This is a genomic window from Shewanella sp. (assembly GCF_013214165.1).
Taxonomy (GTDB): domain Bacteria; phylum Pseudomonadota; class Gammaproteobacteria; order Enterobacterales; family Shewanellaceae; genus Shewanella.
Genome location: NZ_JABSSM010000077.1, coordinates 1 through 19,395, shown reverse-complemented (window position 1 = coordinate 19,395; position 19,395 = coordinate 1). Strand labels below are relative to the sequence as shown.

The following is a 19,395-nucleotide window of genomic DNA, read 5'->3' as shown; positions in this document are numbered from 1 at the left end:
GTCATCATTCGAAGGCTAGCAAGCTTTGGGACAGAAACGAGTTACGAAGCCTAGTAATAAAGCTAAATCGAAGAGACAACTTATCTTGTAAATCAGCAGGTGTAGATGCGGCTGCGAGCTTCCAAAATAGGGTGAGGTATCACGAAGTGATACTCTCCGAACGAGAGGCTAGGATGCCGAACTGGCCGTTAAACTTGGACGTTGTTTGTTTTGGCAGAGCCTACAGGGCCAATTTTGTTCCATACAAAATTTGGCATTTCCTCCGTCCATGGAGGTCAGAGTACTCGCGACGACTCGCGGAAGTATCTGCATAAAAGGTCGTTCTTAGGCATCCTGCCTCCACGACATTGGTGCATCCCTGCACTGCACCGCCGCAGGCTATAAGTGACAATGAAGATACGACCTTCAATAACCTACCCAACACCAAATATACGAATTAAAAATGTATTAAGCCTTCATTCGAAGGCTAGCAAGTTTTGGTGCAGAAGTGACTTAGCGGTCATGCTCTAGGTGATTGCTCCCCGGCATAAATGGCGAGGCTTTCTGGGTCTAGGGTGGCGGAGGCTCGCCTGGTCTGATAGCCAGAGTAGAAGAACACACAGATGAACAACAGCGTCATCAGCATTATGATGGTGGGCGCCGGGGCGCTATCGATGAAGAAACTGAGATAGACACCCAAAAAGGAGCTCAGGGTCGAGATAAGCAGGGCAATTAGCATCATAGATTGAAACTTGCGGGTGAGTAGGAAGGCGATGGCTCCGGGAGCGATAAGCATGGCGACAACCAGAATCATGCCCACGGCCTTTAGGGCGCCGACTATGGTGAGGGACAGTATCGACAGCAGACCATAATGCAGCAGACCCACGTGTAGCCCTATGGCTTTGGCATGTTGATGATCGAAGATAAATACCAGCAGATCCCGTCCCTTGAAGAGGATGAAGCCTACCACCAGCAGCGCGATGCCAGCCGCTTCGAGTACGTCTGTCCAGCTCACTCCTAGCACATCACCGAACAAGATATGGTCCAGATGGACCCCAGTCTCAATCTTAGTCATCAGCACCAGGCCTAAGCCAAACATGCTGGAAAACACCACGCCCATCACAGTATCTTCCTTGAGGCGACTGTTGTCCTTGATAAATCCCGTGGCTAAGGCGCAGAACATGCCGGCGGCGAACGCGCCTATGGCATAGGGGATTGACAGCGCATAGGCCAAGATGACTCCGGGCAGTACCGAATGTGAGATGGCATCTCCCATCAGGGACCAGCCCTTGAGCACGAGAAAGCAGGAGAGCACTGAGGTGGGGATGGCCACTAACAGGACGATCATGAAGGCCTGCTGCATGAAGGTAAAACTAAAGGGTAACAGTAATGTGTCCAGACCTGAGTCAAATAAGCTGGTCATTGGGGACTCCTGTATCGATTGTGATCTTGGTCGATTCTTGCTCTAGTAAGCGTGAGTCTGACGAGTGTTTCGCCCTGCGCCTCGCTGCCAGATAACCATGTTTAGGGGCAAACACGAATGTCAGCACGAAGACGCATGCCTGCAACACCACTATGATGCCGCCGGTCGCACCATCGATAAAAAAGCTTAAGTAGGCACCCAAAAAAGAGGTCATGGCGCCTATGGCGACGCTCAAGATGACCACTAGGCCAAATCGGTCGCTGAGTTGATAAGCGGTGGCTCCTGGGGTTACTACCATGGCAATCACTAGAAATGCGCCCACGGTCTGCAACGCCGCGACCGTCGATGCACTGAGTAAGGTGAAGAAGAGGATTTTTAGGCCATTGGGATTGAGGCCTATGCTTCTGGCATGATGCTCATCGAAGAAAACCAGCATAAGATCTCGCCATTTCAATATCAGCACGGCCAAAGATATGCCGGAAATCAACAGGAGTTGCAGCGTATCTTCCGGGGTGATGGCCAAGATATTCCCCAGCACTATGGTCTGAATGTTCACCGAAGTGGGAGAGAGGGAAACCATAAACAGGCCGAGGCCGAAGAAGGAGGTGAAGATGAGGCCTATGATGGCATCTTCTTTAAGCTTAGTGCGTTGACTGAGAAACAGCATGGTCGTTGCCGCGAGTCCTCCTGAGAAGAAGGCGCCCAGGGCGAAGGGCAGACCTAACATGTAGGCGCCGGCGACGCCGGGAACGATGGCGTGTGACAGGGCGTCGCCGATAAGAGACCAGCCCTTGAGCATCAGATAGGCGGATAGGAAGGCGCATACGCCACCGACCAGGGCACTGATAAAGATGGCATTGACCATGTAGCCATATTGGAATGGTTGTAATAGCGTTTCAATCATAGGTTTCACTGTTTAAGCCAGGCAGGTTATGTAAGCGCTCAGCTTAATCCGAGTTAGTTTAATACAGGGTTCATTGCTATGGTTATTCACTGCTGACAACCTGAGTCATGCTGTCATCACCGTATAACACCACAGGTCGCTCATGATCCGTCAGCAAGGTGAGTTGTCTGGCATCATCATCTTGGTGGAGATCTTTACCGCCCAAGACGAAGTGGCGCAGCACGCCGCCAAATGCCAGTTGCAGATTTTCCTGAGTGAATACCGACTTGGTGGGCCCGGCGGCAAGCACGGTGCGGTTGATGAGTACCGTTCTGTCACAAAACTCGGGCACGCTGCCCAGGTTATGGGTCGATACTAAGATAACCTTGCCCTCGGCGCGTAGCTCACGCAGCAGCGCCATGATCTGATCTTCGGTCTTCACATCCACGCCAGTGAACGGCTCGTCGAGCAAGATGACTTGACCCTCTTGGGCTAGGGCCCTAGCAAGAAAGATACGTTTCTTCTGTCCTCCGGAAAGCTCACCTATCTGCCGCTGGCGAAATGCCCTCATGTTGACCCTGTCTAGGGCAATATTCACCATCTCTTCATCACGCTTACTGGCGATGCGAAACATGTTCATATGGCCATATCGACCCATCATGACCACGTCTTCCACCAGCACCGGGAAATTCCAGTCTATCTCTTCGCTCTGGGGAACATAGGCCACCAAGTTGCTCTTTAGGGCCTGTTTAACCGGCAGACCCAAGATTTCAACCTTGCCCTTAGCCAGCGTGACGAAGCCCATGATGGATTTAAAGAGGGTGGACTTGCCGCTGCCATTGACGCCGACCAGGGCTGTGATTGAGCCCTTAGGCAGGTCAAAGCTGGCATCATAAATCGCCGTATGACCGTTGCGGTAGGTGACCGTGATGTCGTTAACTGTGAGTCCGCTAGTGAGTGCTGTCATTAGTCGTTGGTCCTTAGGCTGCTTGTCATATAGGGGACTGTGAGGTCGTTGACTGTGAGATTAGCGATAAATTCAATCGTGATTGCTGTCATGAGTCGTTGAGTCCTCGGGCTATAGTGCTCAAGGTGGTCGTTAGCAGCTCTATGTAGGTCGGTACTGGGCCAGAACTGCTGCTCAGAGAGTCGACATAGAGCATGCCGCCGTATTTGGCTCCGGTTTCTCGTGCCACCTGCTGAGCGGGTTTGGCCGATACCGTGCTCTCACTGAAGATGACTGGAATGGTATGTTGTCTCATCTGGTCGATAACCTTTCTCACCTGCTGAGGTGTGCCCTGGGCATCGGCATTGATGGGCCAGAGGTAGAGCTCTTGCAGATCATAGTCTCGCGTCAGGTAGCTAAACGCGCCCTCACTGGTTACCAGCCAACGTCTCCCCTTCGGCACCGTGTCTAATTGCGCCTTGAATGGCTCGACGGCGACGAGGATCTGCGCCGAATAGCGTTTGGCATTGGTGTTGTAAGTCGCGGCATTTTTACTGTCGTAGCGAACCAGGGCTTGACGGATATTTTCCACATAGATCAAGGCATTGGGGGCGGACATCCAGGCGTGAGGATTCGGCTTACCGGAATAGGGGCCCTGAGAAATCCCCATAGGTGCTATGCCTTCGGTGACTATGGTGCGGGGAACGTCGTTGAGATTGTGAAAAAATTTCTCGAACCAGAGCTCTAGGTTGAGGCCATTATACAGGATGAGATCGGCCCCTTGGGCGCGGCGAATGTCGCCCGGCGTCGCCTGATAGTTATGAATTTCGGCATCTGGTTTGGTGATGGACTCGACAATAGCGGCATCGCCTGCCACGTTTCTCGCCATGTCGGCGATAACGGTGAAGGTGGTGATGATCTTAAACTTATCATTCTGACTGGCATGCAGGTCTTGGGACCAGAAGGAGAGAGTGATAGCGAGTAGCAAACCAAGTGTACGCAGCATATTTTTCCTTGTTATATGTGGCAGATAGACACAAGGCTAACAGGGAATGAACGACATCTCAACGCAAATGATAATTATTATCAATTAAGGCGTGACGTGTAAAGGGGAAAAAAGCGGTAGCGCTGGGTTATTGATACTGGTATCTGAGTCAGGGCTTGATGGGGATATATGTTTTATATACAATACGTATACGTTTTATGTATAAATCATATAAAGGTGCATTTTGGGACTGGTTAAAATTTCCGATGAACTCCATGAAGAGATCAGAAAATCGAGCAATGTGATGTCGAGGTCGATCAACTCCCAAGTGGAGTTTTGGGTAAAGACTGGCATGCTAGCCGAGTTGAATCCGACGTTAACTTTCAATGAGATACTGCAGCAACGCCTCAGGGATGAAAACGTATCTTTGGCAGGCATTCTTCATCAAGGTAAGTCATGAGTGATATACATATCAAGTCAGCCGTTGAAGCTGAGTTAATGAGGCTGTCGGGCAAGCTACTGGCTCGGGTGTTTAAGATGCTAGATGAGTATATTCGGGTGGGCATTACCACCATGGAGATCAACAATAAGGTCGAAGATTTCATCGTTAACGAGCTTGAGGCTCGTCCCGCCAGCAAGGGCCAATATGGTTATCAATATTCGCTCAATACCTCGGTCAATGAGGTGGTCTGCCATGGCATACCTTCTGCAACTTATAGATTGAAGAGTACTGATATCGTCAATGTCGATATCACCTTGGAAAAGCATGACTTCATTGCAGACTCGAGTAAGACCTATCTGTTACCCGATGCCAGTCCAGTGGCTAAGAGGCTGGTTCAGACCACCTATGAGGCCATGTGGCTGGGGATAAATGTGGTAAAACCCGGCGCCAGACTGGGAGATGTAGGTCATGCCATACAAAAACACGTCGAGAAATCGGGTTACAGCGTAGTGAAGGAGTATTGTGGTCATGGTATAGGCCGTGAAATGCATGAAGAGCCACAAGTATTGCATTACGGTCGGCCAGGTTCGGGCTTAACATTGAAACCTGGAATGACTTTTACCATTGAGCCTATGATCAATCAGGGGAATGCCAAAATAAAAACCAAGAAAGATGGCTGGACCGTGGTGACTCGGGATAAGAAACTATCGGCCCAGTGGGAGCACACTATCCTAGTCACTGAGACGGGTTATGAGGTGTTGACCTTAAGGGAAACAGAAGCGGAAGCCGTTTGCTAAACGGCTGCTTTATGGTGTTGTCACATGGTTAAGACGAGTGAGAGGCGAGTGCTAACAGCTGCGGCAAGCACTTGCTATCTTGTTTGGCTATCTCTATCTGCTCGGCTAAGACCTGCTGCAATATCTCACGGGTGGTGAGGGGATTAGCCAGCACCACACGAAAAACCACAGATTGAATATTGAGTCCGCTGTGACTCTCGGGATTAATACGGGTACGAGACACAAATGAGGTCCCCTGTTCTCGCTGACGTTTCTGCACAAACTTAGTTAGGCCGTCGAGTAGGCGATTAAACTCGATTAACGTCTCGGTGTTGCCGCTCTCTCTTGCTACTTGCATCGCCAGCTGCACCGATTGTGGCACATAACGATAGGTAAGCAGACAGAGCTCAGGCTCTGATACCAGCTGGAAATCGGCTTGCTGCTGGATAAGTCCGGCGAAATAGCGCGCCTTCTCTATACTGTTGTTGATTAAGATCTCGTAACCATCCCGGCCAATGACTTGCAGGCAGGCGTGAACCAGCATGGCCATCCCGGGACGCGAGCCTTCCAGAGTCTGGCTGCCCAAGTCTTTGGAGCCCTTGCGTAATATGTATTCGGCGTGGTGCTTGATGGCATTGGCGAAGGCCGGATCTTTGAAGACCACCATGCCCGCGCCCATGGGCACATACATCTGTTTGTGAGCATCTATGGTGACTGAGTCAGCTCGCTCTATGCCCTTGAGCAGATGGCGGTACTTGTTGGATAATAGCGAGGCGCCGCCCCAAGCTGCATCGACATGGAAATGACACTCAAGCTCTATCGCCAGTGTGGCAAGTTCATCTAAGGGGTCGATATTGCCTGTCTCTGTGGTGCCGGCTACGCCGACGATGGCCATGACCTTGATGTTGTCATGCTCAAGCAGCTTTGCCATGGCGCGCATCTTATCCACATCGACCTTGTTATTACTCGAGGTGGGGATTTTAATGATGTTCTCACGGCCTATGCCAAGCAAGTCTGCCGTTTTTGCCAATGAGTAGTGACCACGCTCAGAGACTAAGATGGCCAGATCATCATAACCGTAATGCCGCAGGCCCTTCATCAGGCCTTGAGCCGACACGCCCTTGAAGTCACCCTCGGCCTTGAGTAGCTGATTACGGGCTATCCACAGGGCCGTGATGTTAGCGACCGTACCGCCGGAGCAAAATGCCCCGAGGGAGTAGTTGGCGCTGTGCATCCAGCTTTTGTAGAAGTCATCATCTTCGGCGTAGATCAGGTGATGCATCATGCCTAAGACCTGACGTTCCAGCGGCGTGAAGGCCTTAGAAGTCTCAATTTTCACCAGGTTCTGGTTCAGGCCCACCATCATCTTAGACAGAGGCAAGACGAAGTAGGGCAGCGCCGAGGTCATGTGACCGATAAAGCTAGGCGATGAGGTATGCACCGAGTGCGCCACTAAGGTCTTCATCATCTCATCGGCATAGTCTGAAACAAACTGGGGCGCAGAGGGAATTTGATGCTGTTGGAAGTCTAGCTCTATCTCAGACAGAGGCTTCTCGATGGCAACTACACTATCTTGCAAGAAGCCCATCAAGTTCTGCGATATGTTTTGCTCGATGACGCTTAATGTTGAATCAGGGGCTTCGGGTACGGTGAAGATACGCAGTAATGCCTCTTCAGAAGCTGTGGCTCGTCTGGGTGTCATCGACATGGTTATCTCTTAGCTATCACACTATTCAACAGGAACTGCTATCAGTTGCAGTTTTCCAAAGGGGAGTCACTTTACTTTATGCGCTTTGGTGCATCAAGTGTAAAAGTTAAAACGATTCATGGGGAAAGTAAAGCGATGGCGATTGTTTGACCTGAGTACCATTAAGGAATAGCAGGAGACGATAAACAGAGGAAGACGCCATTTACCGTCTCAGGGATACTTATGACTGCTTGCTCTTCATGGCATAGAGGGCGGCGATATTCTGCGAGGTGGTAAACAAGTTGTGTTTAGCATTGGCCAGCACATCCTCAAGTGGCAGTGCCCTGGGGGTGATAGAGAAGATGGCCGAGATGCCATGTTCGAGCAGCACATTGGCATCATCGCTGACGCAGCCGGCTATGGCGATAACCGCAATACCCTGTGCGTTAGCGACGCGCGTGACGCCCATTGGGGTCTTACCGTGCAAGGTTTGGCTGTCGAGCCTGCCTTCGCCGGTGATCACCAGATCTGCACCGGCCATTTTTTCGTCGAGTTTCACCGTCTCCAGGACGATATCTATGCCGGGTTTGAGTGTGGCGTTTAGGAATGCCATGACACCCAATCCCATGCCGCCGGCGGCGCCAGCACCCGGTGTATTGCGCCGGTCTTTAATTTTACTGTTATTGTGCTGTTTGTTAGCAACAGTCTTGGCAATAATGTCGGCGTATCGAGTCAAGGCCGTGTCCAGGCTGGTTACCATCTCGGGGCTTGCCCCCTTTTGTGGGCCAAATATTGCCGACGCGCCTTTATCACCGCACAAAGGATTGTCGACATCACAGGCGACGATAAATTCACAGCGCTGGATAAGGGAATGGCGGTCTTTCATGTCTATGGTGTGAAGCTCGCTCAATGCTGCGCCGCCCACACTCAGAGGCTTGCCTGACTCATCGAGCAGATGAATGCCAAGTGCCTGTGCCATACCCGCGCCGCCATCGTTGGTGGCACTGCCACCCAGGCCGATTATGATGTGTTTGATGCCGCGGTTGAGCGCATCACAGATAAGCTGGCCCGTGCCATAGCTGGTGGTGATGCTAGGGTCACGTTTTTCGACAGAGACATGATGTAGGCCCGAGGCCGACGCCATCTCTATGATGGCGGTCTTACTGTCATCAATAAATTCATTGCCTAAGATCCCGTAATGAGCACTGACTGGTTTGCCCAGGGGCCCGATGACATCGAGTGTGATAATGGAGCCGTTAGTTGCATCGACCATAGACTGGACTGTGCCTTCACCGCCGTCGGCAACAGGCAGTTTCAGATATTCTGCATCGGGTAGCACAGATTTAAAGCCGCGTTCGATTTCGTTGGCGACTTCCATCGCACTCAGGCTTTCTTTGAATGAATCGGGAGCGATAACTATTTTCATTGGTTGGGATCCTAAAGCTGAGTGCGTTCGCACCCATTTATTCTGCACTCAGTGGGCTTGAACTGTGGCTATCAATGAGCATTTTTCGCGGCGATCCACTGGGACATATACTTGGTGCTCGCCATGGAGTGATGCTTCATCATGGCGCCGGTGAAGTTATTTAATCTGTGCTCTGCTAAATTATCGATAGTATGGTGTAACTTATTCATCCACTCTTGGCCTAATTTTTGGCCATCATACCTAGCTGTTAATAGACCCGAGGCGTGGCTTTGAGCCTGAGTCCAGAGTGACTCTTGAGCGTATAAGTCCACCGCGGCCTGGGCAAACGTTTCCATGTCATCGGTGATGCAACCAGGCCACGGCTCATCCTTATGCATGCCTTCACTGCCAACAGAGGTGGTGACGCTTGGGGTCTGCATGATCATGGCATCGACTAGCTTACCCTTGATGCCTGCGCCGAAACGGATCGGTGCTAAGCAGACACGAGCTTGCTCCATGACCTGATAAGCATCTTCCGCCCAGCCCTTGATTAAGAAGCCGGTTTTGGGATTATTAAGTGCCGTTGCTTTCGGCGGCGGATAGGAGCCGTAGATATGTAGCTCGGCCTGGGGCAGCTGTTTTCTGATCAAGGGCCAGATCTTTTGTAAATATAGTACGGCGTCCCAGTTAGGCGCATGACGGAAGTTACCTATGGTCATAAAATGCTGGCGCTGTGAGTATGCTTTTGTCTGTTCTGGGCACTTTTTCAAGTCCAGCATAAACGGCAAGTGATGCAAGAGGCTGGGGTCAAGCTTAAACTGGCTTTGTAGCAGCTCCATCTCGAAACTTGAGATGATCAGCGAGATGTCACAGCGAAGAATGGCGGCTATTTCACGTTTTGCTATATCGCTGAATAAGTCGGCCTTAGTCAGTACTCGCTCACTCTTAACGGCCTGATGGCGAGCATTACGCAGACACTGTAAATCTTCGGTATCGAGTATCTTAAGTGCATCGGGACAGTACTTGTCGACACGCCAGCCAAACTGCTCTTCCATCATGAAGCGGTCAAACATGACGATATTAGGCTGAAGCGTTGAGATATAAGTATCGAAGCTGTCGCAGTTAAGGCTGATATTTTTGCTGGTTATGCCTGCCTTACTAAGATCTATCATATGATCCGATGGCTGCGCCGGAGTGGCAAACTCGACCTGCCAACCTTGTTGTTTGAAGAGTCGTAATAACGACATCATATGGGTGCCAGCGGCGGAGGAGTTGGGTTCTGGCCACACATAACCTATCACTAATACTTGTTTCATCATTGCTCACATAATAGGTACTTTAATGGGAGGGTATTGTATACCTGTTCAAGGTTCAAGCTAACGTTAGTCACTCATTTATGGGCAAAAGTTTGTTTACTTGTCGGATAACAAGTTGCTGAAATATCTATTGTGGGTTCATTGGGCTGGTTTTGTTATTTGGTTAGCTTCATCAATGCCATAGCTTCATTCTAATCTATAGCCTGCGGCGGTGCCGTGCAGGGTCTTGTATGTTCCAGACATACATAAGACATTTCCTATCTCCCTATAGGTCAGATTCACCAATGTCGTGCTCACATGGTCAGAGATGCTCCCTACATCTCAAGACATTTCCCATCTGACCCACAAGGACGTGGGGAATGCCTGAGTGATATCTGGAATATCGCAGGCCCTATGGGTCAAGGTGGAAATGCCGAAAAATTTAGGCAACATTTTCGGCCTTGTTTCGGAAACTCACAGCCGCGTTCACACCCTGTTCTGGTTCCGAGAAAGTCATCTCTTCGATTCGGCTTTTATCGACCAGCATTTTAACGTAGGAGCGGCTTCAGCCGCGAAGACCTTTCCGAAGACCTTTCCGAAGGCCTTTCCGAAGGCCTTTCCGAAGGCCTTTCCGAAGGCCTTTGTGAAGACCTTTGCGAAGGCCTTTCCGAAGACCTTGCTAAGGAGATGGATGAAGTGCATGACTGCTGGCTTTGCCTTTACACCATAGCCCACAGTTATGCCGCTGTTTGAAAGCACACATAGCATCCCAACGACCACTAATACCACTGTATTGGCGGCGAAACTCTTTCGCTGAGGTGATCCAAGCCGCGGGTACTATGCCAAGTTCATTGAGTAATTTAGGCTGGCTTGAGTCAATAAACCCTTTTTTATCAGGCCTAATGGCTCTGCCAGTCTAATCGATAAGTTGTAGGTGATCACAGAAATGAAATAGCTCTATCGAGGTCAATTTTCAGCACTAGATGATAGTGATTATTCATCACCGCATAGGCACAGACATCGATACAGAAGATGGTAGAAAGAGCCTTAACCTTAGATGCTAAGGGGAGCCGACAATCCAGCCGCGTCTATGCTCGAAACTCTTGCCTGTTAGTTTATCCTCACCGCAGAGCTAAGTCATTCTGACGCAACATTTATTATGTGATAGAAGGTCGTCGATTCTGGGTCGACATAGCCCTAACAATCAGTTACGGCGAGCTGAAGTCATAGAAGCTACCTCATAAAAAGCTAAATCAAGATAACTTAACGCTTAGTAGGGGATAACTGAAAAGATAAAAGATATGCCTGTCCTGTCTTTTCCAATAAGCTAATGCCAAGAGCACAATGGGCTAGACTAGGTAAGAGGGGGGATACCATTTCATATGAGTCTCTGGTCAGTAGTAATGGGGTTAACAATAATAAAAATGCCAGCGACTAATAAGATAGCAGCTGGCATTTATGTTTTAGCTAGTTTCTAGTTGCTAGGAACTTCTTACAACCTATAAGTCATACTCAACATGATTAAATGGGCGGTGTAATCGTGACTATTAGAGCCAAAACTTACCACGTTCCAGATCTCATCTGGCGCAATCTCATTAGCCGCATCATTATCTTGGTACTTCTCCATCTTGTAGTCTAGGCGAAGCACCACTCTTTCGCTGGCTTGGTACAGGCCATAGATGTTGATGTTATGAGACTTGGCATAGTAATCGCCATAATCTCCGCTGACACCTTGAGTGACCTGAGTATTACTGTCTGAATTAGAATAGGTGTAATCTAGGCCTAAACGTAACTTTTTCTCCATCAGCTTGTTATAACTCCAACCTGCACCGATAACATCCACCTGATCTTCAACTACGCTGTACCAGTTTGGGGTGCTGAAATTAGTGCTACCTGATTGATTTGTTTCTATATTCTGACGATTGTAAAATGCCGTTAATATCATATCATCGTTGATCAGGTAGCTTGCACTAATGTCATAGCTTAAGTCTGCGGACTCTGTTAAACCGATCTGAGTGTCGGTATAGTCATCGAGTGCGTAGCGGGTACCTAAGTCGATAGTCAAGGCCTCGGTTGGGCTGTGAGTGACTCGAGCCTCAATCATGGTGCGCGTTCTGTCGGCTAGGTTGTACTTACGAAGTAAGTCATTTGACTCACTCGAGGTCCATTCCGATGCTTGATATTTCGAACCATCACGCTGGCCGACACTTCCCTTGATCCACATATCCCAGTTTTCGAACTGACTCAGACGGAACTTGGTCCAGAGGGTGTTTTCGTTGGTGGTTTCTCTATCTTGGTAGCTGCGGTCATCCTGGCGGTAGTCATAACCGGCCTCGAGTCGCATACCTCGGGTGATACGGTAGTTGGCACTTAATTTAGCGCGTTGTGTGGTGATATCATAGGGTGTGTTATAGGCCACCTGGCCCGTCGTTGAGTCTATGCTGATTTGCGTCCATTCTTCAACGTTAGTCTTATTATCACGGTCGCTATAATCATAGCTAGCCTTGATGCGCAGGTTAGCACTCAGGCGCGACACTAATTTTACGTTAACCCCAGTCATGTCGACGCGCCCATCGAGGGACTCTGCCGGCATCTGATAACCATAGCCAGAGGTGACAAACTCTTGATCTTGAGTCATCTGTCCGTAGTGAATGCGGCCACTCAAGCTTGTTCTATTGGCAGAGACTTGGCCCATCAATGAAACTGTATGAGCTTCATTGTCAGGATCTAATGCCATGGTACCTTGAGTTTGCGCGCCGAACGTTGGGTCAAAGGCGTTATCAAATGTCAGCTGGCTATATTGGTTTTTAAAGCTTGATCCCGAATAGCTCAGGGCCGTGAACCAGTTGTCACCTTTAAGTTTAATACCAGCTTCCATGGTATCTGTGGTGTGATCCACCGGCTCTGCCAGCATCATAGACTGGTTATAGAAACTGCCAGAAGTTTGCTTAAGTCCGGTCTTATCTTCACGTTGATAATTGAGATAAGTGGTCCATAATTTCTCACCTGGCTCAGCATCAAACGAATACTCGAAACCAAGACCGGCTCGCTTACGTTTAAGCGATAGCTCTATAGGGTTCAAGCTGCTGTATAGCTGAGTCATATCTTGACTCGAACCTGCTGTCTGCCAATCATCACCTAAGGTAAGGTGGTCTCCACCTACGCCCTGATAAGGCGTCATGGCGCTATCTGTCTTATAAGTGGCAATCTGACGGTAGTTAAGATTCAGGTTGTACTTACCGGTTTTACCGGCATTAATCTCTAAACGGCCATTTTCCATGCCGAGATTATCAGCCTCGATTGTAGCGCGGTAACCGGATCCGCTAACATATTTAAGATCGGCATCGACCTTATAGGCAAGCTCATCTTCTGCTGCAAATGCGTTGGCAGAGCGAATATCATCGCTGTTGTTATAGCCCATGCCGACACCGACAGTGCCGTTAACGCCAGTTTCGATAACACAGCGTTTACAAACCCATTTGTTGAACTTAACTTTGTCGGTATTCGCATCTTGAATACCATAACCGCCAGCTGCCATTGCTGTGCTGACAAAGCCAGCATTAGCGAGTAGGGCGAGGGTGACTAAATTTAATTTGAATTTCATCTTCTCTACTCCGTTTAGCGCTGAAATAGCTGACCAGATGGGTGGTTAGAACCATGGATCTGGCTATGACAGTTCAAACAACTACGACCACCGGTGAACGCATTGCCACCTACGGTTGAGCCTTGATCTGTGTTGCCCATGTAGGCGCTACTGGAATGACCGTCACTGGCATGACATTGCTGACAAAGCTGTGGAGCACGAGTCTTCAGCATCCCTTCGTTCACCGAACCGTGTGGATTGTGACAAGCGACACAATCTTCAGTTACGGGTGCATGCTCCCACAGCTTTGGGCCGCGCTTCTCGGCGTGACAGGAGTAACATGTCTCGTTAACCGTAGGCTTCACCAGATCTGAGTCGCTCATAGTGCCATGGGGATTATGACAATCACTACACACCATTTGGGCCCACTTCATCGGGTGGCTCGAGCGCTTGTTCATGTCGGCTTTTTGCTTAGTGTGACAACTAGTACAGACTTCCACCTCAGTGTTTTTAGACAGCACAGGGTCTTTATCTGTGTGTATCGAGTGACAAGAAGCACAAGCAACATCGGCATTGTCATGGTGTCCACCATTCCAATCTATACGCTTATCATCTAAGTGACAGCTGATACAGACACTGTTTTGCTTTTCAGCTGATAGCGTTGAGTCAGGACCAAAGGCGATCATTGGCTCGTTACCGCCGCGGTTATGCTTACCCAGAGGGCCGTGACAGGCTTCACATTGAAGACCCGCCATAGGGCTCTTACTCGAGTCGATTGAGCCATGAACGCCTTTAAAAAGGTCCATCACTTTTTCAGATTTACGGTGACACATTAAGCAAGAGTCGGCGCCTTTAGGTGAGTATTTACCTTCGGCAAACTTCTTATCTAGTGTGGCTTCGACTTCATCGGGAGTCATCTTGGCATCCCACTTCGACGCGTGGGCGGCAGAAGTCATACTTAGAGACAAGACCACTGACACTAGCAGTGCAGGTAGCACTGACAGTGAAACAGATTTTAGTGTATGTATTATTTTCATATTTGGTTTCCTAATTTGCACAAATTCGCTTGAAATCAGGGGGGAGAGGACTCCCCCTTTCAAACTCTCTATTTATTGTTAAGAGTTGAGCAAATTACATCTTCACCGAAGTGTGATCATTGATGCTTGGGTTATGACACAAGAAGCAGCTTTCAAGTTGAGCTGCATCGTTGGCGGCTTCATAGGAACCGTCGATGATGGCGCCTTGGCCTTCTGCGTGTGTTTTGAAACTATCGCTATGACTATGACAAGAGCTACATGTCGCCGCGATAGGTGTGCTGTATAGACCCGCCGATGTTGCTAGCGCACCTTTGACCTTGAACGCATCGAGGTTGAAGTCGTTATGACACTGGCTACAGGTCATGCCTGAAATAATGCCGTAATCACCAGAACTATGAAGTGAGTGAAGTTTCATCTCTAGCGCACCCTTGTTCGCGCCACTTGCGTAAGTACCATCTGGAGTGTGACAAGCGACACAGCCATCGACACCCACAATCATCTCACCCGCTTGGTTGATCCTGCCTAGCTGCTCAGTCATCACGAAACCTGCATGGTGATCTTGATGTAGTTCCCACTCGGTGCCATGACAGCTCTCACAAGCGCCAAAGTTAACTGAATCTGTGTGGCGTACACTCGGCGCTTCACCAGAAAGTGTGCCGTGGGCAAGCTCTGCCTTCATTGATGTGCTGTCAACGCCTTCACCACAGGGAACCAGATCTGTCCCCTCGTTGCATAAGGCTAGGCCGATAAAGCTAAATGCAGTGTCTGTATCGCCTTCACCGTAAGGTAGGTTGGCGATTGTTGTCACCAAGCGTCCATCGATGATCTGAGCGTTATCTGCTAGCACACCATTTTCGACCAGCTTGATAAGCACCTTATGCTCACCGTTGCCAGGGCTTGAGTTGTAGCCCATTATCGGGAAATTAGGCCCCACGTTAGTGATAGATTCTAGCTGCTCAATATTAGCCAACAATGTCGCGGCATCTATTGCGACGCCGTCTGCACCAGAGATGGTAATGCTGAGTGTGGTATCGCTGCCAGATCCGGTAGCTAGCGCAGTCAGAGTCGCTTCCATAGCGTACTGGTCGATAAGTGCTTTCTTGTCAACGAAGCCACTCATATGCAGTTCTTCTGTCCAGCTAGGCTTATGACATGCGATACAGTTGCTATTGTCATTTTGCTGAGAATGACCCTGACCGGCTTTAAAGTCGATATCGACGTGACAACTGGTACAAGTCTCCATGGTGGGGACGCGTGTCCAGTTGCCCCATTCGGTTAACTCACCGCTATCGGCATCGGGTTCAAGGTGACAAGTTTGACAGTTATCTTGTAATAGGCCGTGGGCTTTCTCGGCACTATCGTCCAAATTGCGGCCATACATTTTGGCATCATTATGAACGTTGTGAATGAGATGATTGAACACGACTTGTGGTTTATCTTTATCGTCTGCCATCTCTTGGGTATGACACGATGTGCACGTTTCTGCTGAAGTGTAACTGTGATAAATAGCTTCTCCTGCGGCATGACAAGAAGCACAGGTTTCAGTTGAAACTATGTCTTTGCTATAAAGTGCTTGGTAACCGTCACCTGAGAAATCTTCTGAAAGCTCGGTACGTGGTACAGACGTTACGCCATCTTGCAGCGTCGATGCACTGGCGATAACGTTGTATCTTTGAGTTAGCTCAGAATTATAACCTTCAAGGGCAATGGTGAAGCTATAGTTGCCATTCTTGTGGTCGGTAAAGGTTTTCTCTGCACCAATTTTCTGCCACTGGGCGCTGTCACCAGCGCCAGTAGAACCTTGAGGTAGAAGCTGGGCAACGGCTTTAACTTCCAAGTCTTTTAAACCTACAACTGGAAGATCTTCTTCGTTAGTGGCGAAGACTTCGATGGTTGGCATACCATCTTGATAGGTGACTTTGGTCACATCTAGGTTGAGGATATTGACCACATCGGCAGCCGGTCCGCCTGGATTACCTGGGGTTCCGTCTGTACCATCGTCGCCACCACAGCCGGTTAAGGCCAGAGACACTGCACTTGCTGCCAAGAGCAGCGCATACTGAGTATTTTTTACGTTCATCATTTTTTTCCCTGCATAGGTTTGACATTGGCTCAAGTGCTTGGTTAGTCAACTAACCGTGTATCATTTAGATGATTTCATTATTAGTGCTACTTAAGTCGATGCTGGAAATATAATTCCCTAGGTGAAGGCTAACGTAATAGGGGGGTAAAATCTGCAAACTAGGTCTTATAGTGTGACCAAGATCTGTCTATTTATAAAGGGGTAGTTGGGGGGAGGGAGAAACGGGATGCTAGTGTAATAATTGAGCGCTATAGTTGAGAGTAGTTCTCAAATAAGTTGATGTTATGTATGGTAAGTGTTTATTTCTCACGCTTTCTATTTAGCGGATATAAAAAAGGGAGGCTAAGCCTCCCTTTTGGTATAAATAACGATACATTAATGACTCAAGTGTCTAGGCTAGGTATCGCTTTAAACGTGTAATTAATGACCGTGAAGTGCCATCACTTTTTCTGGAGAGTGACAAGTCTGGCAAGCTTCAGCTGCACGGTTTTTAACGTCTGCAGCGCTGGTGCCATCTAAGATACCGCCGTTAGTTTCAATGTGAGACTTACCTGATTCACTGAGGTATTTCTGGTGACAGCTTAAACAAGCGCCAGCATCAGAAGAGACCCAGATATCTTCTCCAGTTAGCATGTCACCGTAGCGCCATGTACGCTCAGGTGCACGGCCCAATTTAATACCGTCATCGGTATGACAGGTCTTACAATCGGTCTTAACCACAGTGCTTGAGCCAACACCTGCATACTTGAGGTAGTGGCCTTCAGCTTCATGCGCTTTATAGGCAAAGCTGGTAGGCTTCTTGGCATTAGGGTACTGCTCACTCGCATTACTCTTAGTGGTCTTGTCTGACGTATGACATGTTTGACAATTCACAGCATTGTTGTAGTGATAAATCTCTTGGTTGTGACAACCTTGGCACTTAGTTGCATCGATAATGTCACGACGTGCCCTAGGTGCAGTGTTTAAGTCTGGGCCAGTATCACTCCAAACAAAATGGAACGGCTCATCTTTAACTTCAACTTTGCAGACTCCTTCAGTTGTACAAGCTGTTAACTCGACAAATGGACGCCCGTAACCGCCGTTGTTGTAACACACTTTTAATGCAGACCAAAGTTCGAACGTTTTGCCACTAGCATCAGTTGGAAGGTCGATAGCAGCATAAGTCATCACCCATGCATTGGCTGAAGCATCATAGGTGCCTTCGCTTAGTTTCATGCGACGCTTACTATATGAAGCCTCTGTGTATGAAGGGAAGTCTTTATCGCTGTCCCATGCCATTACAATACGAGAACCAGTATCGACAAATTCTGCAGCCAATGGCAGACCATCAGTACCCAGTACTTGAACTGTGGTGGTGAATTTCCCCTCGCTATCGACGCCAATATCAGAGAAGGTTACACTCATTGCTTGGGTTTCATTGTAGGCCTTCATGATATCGCCGTGAGCTTCTTTAGCGCTACGTGCGTAGCCTGCTTCAATATGGCAAGACATACAATTTTCATTGCTGGGGTCATGGTACGCTTTTGGCATAGTCGTGTGGCAAGCGATACATGCAGTATTACTCTTATTGGCTAAGAACAGTTCTGCATCTTTTGGCGCATTTTCGCCTGTGACGTGGCATGAACTACAGTCTGCAGCAGGCTTTTGCGGATACATGACCTTGCCATAATCATGAACGCCACCACCGTATCCTATAACCTTGTAAGGTGCTGGAATATTGCCATTATCATCGGCGTCCGGTGAGTCTGGGCTGTAAGTCGTTCTGCTATTACCCTTATGGATAGCGTGGATCATGTAAGTGAAATCGACACTATTGCCGCTCTCAGGATCACCCGATGTCGCGGTATGACAAGCTACACAGTTTTCAAGATCGATACGACGACCGCCATGCAGCTCTAAACTTTCTGGCTGGTGACAGGTGTAGCAAGCTTGGATCGATACCACTTCACGAGTCTGAATGCCTTCGGTTGTACCTGTCGATGGTTGCCAGTCGAAGTTAGCATTTACAGCAAAATTAGGTAAATCAAGCTCTAATGTGGCACGTTGGGTGTCGTCTGCATGGTAGACCACTTCAACTGGCGTGGTGACGCTGCCAATGTTTTGTTGGAAGGTGTAGCGATAAGTGCCATCACCATTATCAATGAAACAGGTTTCACAATCACTGGCTTTTTCTACATCTGCCTGGAACTGATTCGTTGGGTTAATATCTGATCCACCTTCAGGAACCCAGTCCGGGTTAGGTGATTTTTCAGCATTAATATAAGCCTGCCATTGGTAACCGCGATCGTATTCTGTGGGTACGCCATCTTTGTCGTTCATGGTTTCGCTAACATGTGCAAGCTGAGCGATACCAAAACGTAGATCGTGATCTTTAGTCAGCCCCAGAACAGCGACCCCATTGTCATTTTCGAGTGTAAAATCGACGGTGACAGTGCCCGCTTCGACAGCAGCATTAGTCAATAGCGCCTTGACACTTTTAGCCGAGTCTATATTTACGCCAATAGCGCCTGGCTTGCCATCTTCACCATTTTTACCGTCATCAGCGCCACAACCTGCAAGTGCTAAAGAGAGTATCCCCGCACCGAGTACAGCCTTGGCCGCTGTACTCTTTTTGGTCTTAAAAGAGTTGAACTTTTTCATCATGATTATTCCCTGCAATAGTTTTAATCATCACTGAGTTACTACTTAACCGTTTGCTTTATAAGCTTGTCGATATATAAGAGTGATTATCATTATCAACTTGTTGTTAAACAGTAACTTAGTGTGTGGAATTTATTTCCCTTGTTAAGGCTAACTAAGCAACGAATTTTTAGCAGTTGTTTTAATCGCTTTATGTGAACTGGGTCTGACTATTTCTTTAGAGGTAGGTGG

The 19,395-nt window shown here is 48.7% G+C and carries 14 protein-coding genes and 1 pseudogene; 2 read left to right on the top strand and 13 right to left on the bottom strand.

The features are described 5' to 3' along the window. Window positions 1–499: 499 nt before the first annotated feature. The 4 genes from HRU42_RS17160 to HRU42_RS17145 form a co-directional block, all read right to left on the bottom strand. A complete protein-coding gene (locus HRU42_RS17160; RefSeq protein WP_295032791.1) occupies window positions 500–1,402 on the bottom strand; it encodes a metal ABC transporter permease in 903 nt (300 codons plus the stop codon). Next, complete coding sequence (locus HRU42_RS17155; protein WP_295032789.1) at window positions 1,386–2,306, bottom strand: metal ABC transporter permease; 921 nt, start codon at window positions 2,304–2,306, stop codon at window positions 1,386–1,388. The genes HRU42_RS17160 and HRU42_RS17155 overlap by 17 nt, the downstream gene beginning before the upstream one ends. Window positions 2,307–2,388: 82 nt before the next feature. Beyond that, window positions 2,389–3,252 (bottom strand): manganese/iron ABC transporter ATP-binding protein, encoded by an 864-nt coding sequence (locus HRU42_RS17150; protein WP_295032788.1) that lies wholly within the window; start codon window positions 3,250–3,252, stop codon window positions 2,389–2,391. Between the two features lie 88 nt (window positions 3,253–3,340). Beyond that, the gene (locus tag HRU42_RS17145; protein ID WP_295032786.1) at window positions 3,341–4,237 is read right to left on the bottom strand and encodes a metal ABC transporter substrate-binding protein; all 897 of its coding nucleotides are present in this window, start codon (window positions 4,235–4,237) and stop codon (window positions 3,341–3,343) included. 223 nt (window positions 4,238–4,460) lie between these two features. Here HRU42_RS17145 and HRU42_RS17140 point away from each other — a divergent pair, with 223 nt between their 5' ends. Further along, window positions 4,461–4,676: a ParD-like family protein gene (locus HRU42_RS17140; RefSeq protein ID WP_295032784.1), complete on the top strand. Its 216-nt coding sequence runs from the start codon at window positions 4,461–4,463 to the stop codon at window positions 4,674–4,676. Then, entirely contained in the window at window positions 4,673–5,455 is a 783-nt protein-coding gene (map, locus tag HRU42_RS17135) for a type I methionyl aminopeptidase (RefSeq protein ID WP_295032783.1), read from the top strand. The genes HRU42_RS17140 and map overlap by 4 nt, the downstream gene beginning before the upstream one ends. Window positions 5,456–5,483: 28 nt before the next feature. On the opposite strand, the gene panP is transcribed toward map, so the two are convergent. The 9 genes and pseudogenes from panP to HRU42_RS17090 all read right to left on the bottom strand — a co-directional run bounded on the left by panP (window position 5,484) and on the right by HRU42_RS17090 (window position 19,167). Then, window positions 5,484–7,136 (bottom strand): pyridoxal-dependent aspartate 1-decarboxylase PanP, encoded by a 1,653-nt coding sequence (gene panP, locus HRU42_RS17130; RefSeq protein WP_295032792.1) that lies wholly within the window; start codon window positions 7,134–7,136, stop codon window positions 5,484–5,486. Between the two features lie 226 nt (window positions 7,137–7,362). Continuing rightward, window positions 7,363–8,547, bottom strand: a complete 1,185-nt coding sequence (locus tag HRU42_RS17125; RefSeq protein ID WP_295032781.1) for a glycerate kinase — start codon at window positions 8,545–8,547, stop codon at window positions 7,363–7,365. A gap of 71 nt (window positions 8,548–8,618) precedes the next feature. Further along, a complete protein-coding gene (locus HRU42_RS17120) occupies window positions 8,619–9,842 on the bottom strand; it encodes a glycosyltransferase (RefSeq protein ID WP_295032779.1) in 1,224 nt (407 codons plus the stop codon). Window positions 9,843–10,334: 492 nt separating this feature from the next. Further along, the gene (locus HRU42_RS17115; protein WP_295032794.1) at window positions 10,335–10,580 is read right to left on the bottom strand and encodes a hypothetical protein; all 246 of its coding nucleotides are present in this window, start codon (window positions 10,578–10,580) and stop codon (window positions 10,335–10,337) included. Then, window positions 10,501–11,049, bottom strand: a pseudogene (locus HRU42_RS17110) (hypothetical protein). Before HRU42_RS17110 ends, HRU42_RS17115 begins: the two are co-directional and overlap by 80 nt. A 264-nt stretch (window positions 11,050–11,313) precedes the next feature. Next, window positions 11,314–13,425, bottom strand: coding sequence for an MtrB/PioB family decaheme-associated outer membrane protein (locus HRU42_RS17105; protein ID WP_295032778.1), 2,112 nt, complete (start codon window positions 13,423–13,425; stop codon window positions 11,314–11,316). Window positions 13,426–13,439: 14 nt separating this feature from the next. Next, window positions 13,440–14,441 (bottom strand): DmsE family decaheme c-type cytochrome, encoded by a 1,002-nt coding sequence (locus tag HRU42_RS17100; RefSeq protein ID WP_295032776.1) that lies wholly within the window; start codon window positions 14,439–14,441, stop codon window positions 13,440–13,442. A 94-nt stretch (window positions 14,442–14,535) separates the two neighbouring features. Further along, window positions 14,536–16,524, bottom strand: coding sequence for an OmcA/MtrC family decaheme c-type cytochrome (locus HRU42_RS17095; RefSeq protein ID WP_295032774.1), 1,989 nt, complete (start codon window positions 16,522–16,524; stop codon window positions 14,536–14,538). Between the two features lie 420 nt (window positions 16,525–16,944). Then, on the bottom strand, window positions 16,945–19,167 hold the full coding sequence (locus tag HRU42_RS17090) for an OmcA/MtrC family decaheme c-type cytochrome (protein ID WP_295032773.1): 2,223 nt from the start codon (window positions 19,165–19,167) through the stop codon (window positions 16,945–16,947). Between the last annotated feature and the right edge of the window lie 228 nt (window positions 19,168–19,395).